This window comes from Chloroflexus sp., assembly GCF_034435895.1.
Taxonomy (GTDB): Bacteria; Chloroflexota; Chloroflexia; order Chloroflexales; family Chloroflexaceae; genus Chloroflexus.
In genome coordinates this window covers 1-4,068 of record NZ_DAOTWH010000113.1, presented here as the reverse complement: position 1 = coordinate 4,068, position 4,068 = coordinate 1, and the positions used below count along the sequence as shown (strand labels likewise).

Sequence of the window (4,068 nt, the reverse complement as noted above, 5' to 3'; positions counted from 1 at the left end):
GCGGCGCCGGCGGCGGCGCTAGTGGTACTCATAGCGATCCTCGTATTGCCCGGTATGTTCAGAAATCCGGTTACAGTCGTGGCCACTGGCGCCAACGAACCGGTCGTGCGGGCAGACGAATTAGTGGCGCGGGCCTTGGCTCATGGCGGCATCCCCGAACCAGAAGGCCCGCCAGTGTGGCAGGCGCGTTACCAGACCCTCTGGTATTTCAACAACCGTACTGTTGCCCCATTGTATGCCGAAATCTGGCACGATCGCGCTAATCCAGCCCGCCACCGCTTGCAATTGCGTCACGTCGAGGGCGGCGCACCGTATGAATTTCAGCTCGGCGACGGCGAGCGCCGCTTGTATTACGCGCTCGATGGCGCGTATGCGCCAGTGTTGTATGGTGATCTACCGGTTCCAGCACTCCCGAACGAACCGGCGTTGGTGGTGAGTGCGGCTGATCCCGATCAGCAACAAGCCGCATTGATCGCCCGCCGCGCCGGCGGGCCGTGGATCATACCGCTCAACTACTTGCGCCAAGCTGCGGTAGCGCCTGATCTGCGCTTGCTGGGCCGGCAACGGATCGGCAAGCGGTTGGCGTATATCGTCAGCTTTCGCGGGATAAGTCCGGTTGATGTTCCGGCAGACGTTGCCGAACCGGTAACGGTGCTGATGGCGATTGGCGAGGCTGATGGTCACGTGCTGAATATCACCGAGTTGATTGGGCCACCCGGCGGCACCCAAACCAGCCGGGTGGTGTGGCAGTTGGTTGCATTTAATTGGCTCGTCACCGGCGAGCAGATCCGCGATGCCTTCACCTTCGAGCGAGCATGGAACGGGCGGGCAGAAATATCTGGTATGCCGGTGCAGCCGCTGGTTGATCCGGCATGGCCGTTGGTGCGGTTGGGCAACGTGATCGAACCAAGCGCGATCCGGGAAGTCTCTGACGCGCTGGTATTGCCAGCGACTGTCCCTGATGGAATCGAACGGGCGGTCTTGCTGGGATGGCGCGGCCCGCGCATCAATGGCGCAATCTATATTGGTGCTGGCAAGCAATTGATTCTCACCTTTGACCGGCTGCCGGGCATTGATAGCGCCATTCCAACCGACGTGATCGGCCCATGGCGGGTGCGGATCGAGCCAGCGCGCGGGCAGCGGTATCGGGTCGCGATTGAGACGAATGCCAACCGGCGCGGGAGTAATGTGCGGCTTGCGCTCGAAACCACCGGTTTCACTCTTGATGAGGTGCGCGCGATAATCGCGTCGTTGCGCCCGCTCTACAGCATTGATGTGCGCGCGCAGGCGGCATGGTTTATCCCCAGACGTTAACAATCTGACTAATTTTTAGAACAAGTGTTTGTATTTCGTGGTTGGTGATGTTATGATTGAGACGAGTGTACAAGGCGGAAGCATAGCAGCGGATCGGACGATGGCCAGAACCAAACTGAACATACGCAGCCTCTTTTACATCACCCATCGCGACAATCTTCCTTCGATCATACAGCACGGTATCTTGTCACATGCTCAAGTCGAGGCTAACGGACTATCGCCGACACCGGTTTATGATGAGAACATTGTTTTGCGCCGGCGCGAACGGCACACGCCTGATGGTCGCAGCTTGGGTGAATTCGCCAATCTCTACTTTCAGCCGCGGAATCCGATGCTGTATCGCGTTGTGAAGCAAGCGGGCATTGGGAACGTCGTTGTGATTGGCGTTGATCCAAAAGTGATGGAAGTACCGGGATGTTTTGTTTCTGATGGCAATGCTGCTCATTCATTGTCAACCATTTGGCCGTTGGCCGAGGGATTGCAACATCTGGCTGCATTGAGAAAGATTTGGGATAAAGAGTGGTGGCGGGAAGCCGATGGATCAAAGCGCCAGATCATGGCTGAATTCCTAGCGCCGGATCGCATACCGCCATCGTATTTGCAAACAATCTATACCGCTGACCACAAAACAGTTGACTACGTTCGCCAACTATTGCCTGATGCGCCAATTGATGTTGTTCCTGAGCCAAATATGTTTTTTCGACCGAATTCCTCAAAGCGACTTACCGATACGATCACGTTGGTGGATGGCGATCTGTTCTTTTCGCATCAGCAAACCTTGACCATTAGCGTCAATACGGTGGGGGTGATGGGCAAAGGGTTAGCGTCGCGGGCCAAGTATCAATTTCCTGATGTGTATGTGGTGTATCAAGATGCTTGCCGGAGCAAGAAGTTACAATTGGGTAAGCCATATCTCTACCGGCGAGAAGCCTCCATCGATAAAGAGTTAGCTGATGAGCCGGCTTCGCTTGCCAATCCCAATGCCAACAAGTGGTTTTTGCTATTTGCCACGAAACGGCATTGGCGCGAACCGTCCAATCTTAAAGGCATCGAGCAGGGCTTGCAGTGGTTGCAAGATCACCATCAGTCAGAAGGCATTCGCTCATTAGCGATACCGGCGCTTGGCTGCGGCTTAGGCGGACTGGATTGGCGTGATGTGGGGCCGCTAATGTGCCGCTATCTCGTCCCGCTGTCGATTCCAGTCGCGATCTATTTGCCACGAGAGAAACCGATTGCCCCAGAGTTACTAACCCCAGAATTTTTACTTGACAAAGCTGCTTAGGATTTGTCATTAGGCCATGATTTTGCAGACTCTGGTAGCTGCATGTACTTGCTTTCCCAACTCGTGGTATACTCGAAAGAAAAGCATAACGACGAATTTACAATGCAGCTTCGTACCGATGTGACAACTCGCGCTGATCAGGTGGCGTATCTCGCCGGCGCGCTAGACGGCTTGTACGCTGGCCCGGCGATTCCGTCGCCGATTCGGGGTGGGAGGCGGGCAGCGTTGCGCCGGTTACGCGCGTTCGATGCGCGCGGCTATGCTCGTACTCGGAACGATGTCGCGAAACGCGGCGTTTCCGCCCTCTCGCCATACCTGCGCCACGGGGTGCTCACGCTGGCCGAGGTGCGCGATTCGATTCTGACCCGGTTTGGTTATACGCCTGATACCGAAAAATTCGTCAATGAACTGGCATGGCGCGCATTCTGGCAATTGGTGTATGCCCAACTCGGCGACCGGATCCAGCACGATCTTGAGCCGGCAAAGCATCGTTCCCGCGCGCCGCGCCGCCAGTTGCCGCCAGAGGTGGTAGCGGCCAGCACCGGTCTCGTGTGTATCGATGAGTCACTGCGCGAGCTGTACACGACCGGCTATATGCACAACCATGCCCGCATGTGGGTGGCTGCCTACCTGCAACACTGGCTCGGCGTGGATTGGCGCGAGGGGGCTGACCTCTTCTACCGCCACCTGCTCGATGGCGATCCGGCCTCGAATAGCTTGTCATGGCAGTGGGTCGGCAGCACCTTCAGTCACAAACCGTATATCTTCAACCGCCACAATGTCGAACGGTTCAGCGGTGGCGAGTTTTGCGCGCGTTGTCCCCTCGCTGCCAGCGGTTGCCCGTTCGACGATAGCTACGAGAATCTGGCGCAGCGCCTGTTTGGCGTATCACTGGCAGACCTTGAGGGGCGGCGATGAGCGGCGCGATCGTGTGGCTCCACGGCGATAGTCTCAGCCCGACCGATCCGGCGCTGCTGGCCAATCCGGCTGCGCCGGCGATCTTCGTGTTTGACGAGCCGTTCTTGGCGGCGGCCCAGCTCAGCTTTAAGCGGCTCTTCTTTTTGTACGAATGCGCGTTGGAGGCGATTGCCGGGCGCACTGGCAGTATCCGGCGCGGGGTGGTGGTAGAGGAAGTGCGAGCGTTTGCTGCTGAACAGCAGGCGACGGCGGTGCATGTGACGGCGAGCGTGGCGCCGCGTTTCCGGCAGTATGTGGCCGAGTTGCGCGCCGCCGGGTTGCAGGTGGTGGTGCATGAACCACCGGTGTTTGTGACGTGGCGTGGCGAGCCGCCGCGCCGGTTTAGCGCCTTCTGGCGGCGAGTCGCCGCTGAGGCGCTGCGTCCAACCGGAACTGGGCCGGTCTTGCCTGCTGAGCACGATGTGGAGTAGATCGTATGGAATTTCAAGGCAAAGTCGCCATTGTCACCGGCGGCGACAATGGCGACTTTGCCTTGAAATTCCATACGATCAACT

Annotated in this window: 3 protein-coding genes and 1 pseudogene; all 4 read left to right on the top strand. The window is 57.9% G+C overall.

The window, feature by feature from the left end; genetic code table 11:
* Positions 1-1,314 (top strand): annotated as a pseudogene (locus U9R81_RS06710) (anti-sigma factor); the annotation flags it as partial.
* A gap of 52 nt (positions 1,315-1,366) precedes the next feature.
* Entirely contained in the window at positions 1,367-2,596 is a 1,230-nt protein-coding gene (locus tag U9R81_RS06705; protein WP_322494735.1) for a DarT ssDNA thymidine ADP-ribosyltransferase family protein, read from the top strand.
* Positions 2,597-2,698: 102 nt separating this feature from the next.
* Positions 2,699-3,514, top strand: coding sequence for an FAD-binding domain-containing protein (locus U9R81_RS06700; RefSeq protein ID WP_322494734.1), 816 nt, complete (start codon positions 2,699-2,701; stop codon positions 3,512-3,514).
* Positions 3,511-3,984 carry a hypothetical protein gene (locus U9R81_RS06695; protein ID WP_322494733.1) on the top strand — a complete coding sequence of 158 codons (474 nt, stop codon included), beginning with the start codon at positions 3,511-3,513 and terminating at the stop codon, positions 3,982-3,984. The genes U9R81_RS06700 and U9R81_RS06695 overlap by 4 nt, the downstream gene beginning before the upstream one ends.
* The last annotated feature ends 84 nt before the right edge of the window (positions 3,985-4,068 follow it).

Bases quoted from the DNA above. Each gene is read 5' to 3' on its own strand.
- U9R81_RS06705 (WP_322494735.1), top strand. From the start codon at position 1,367: ATGATTGAGACGAGTGTACAAGGCGGAAGCATAGCAGCGGATCGGACG.
- U9R81_RS06700 (WP_322494734.1), top strand. From the start codon at position 2,699: ATGCAGCTTCGTACCGATGTGACAACTCGCGCTGATCAGGTGGCGTAT.
- U9R81_RS06695 (WP_322494733.1), top strand. From the start codon at position 3,511: ATGAGCGGCGCGATCGTGTGGCTCCACGGCGATAGTCTCAGCCCGACC.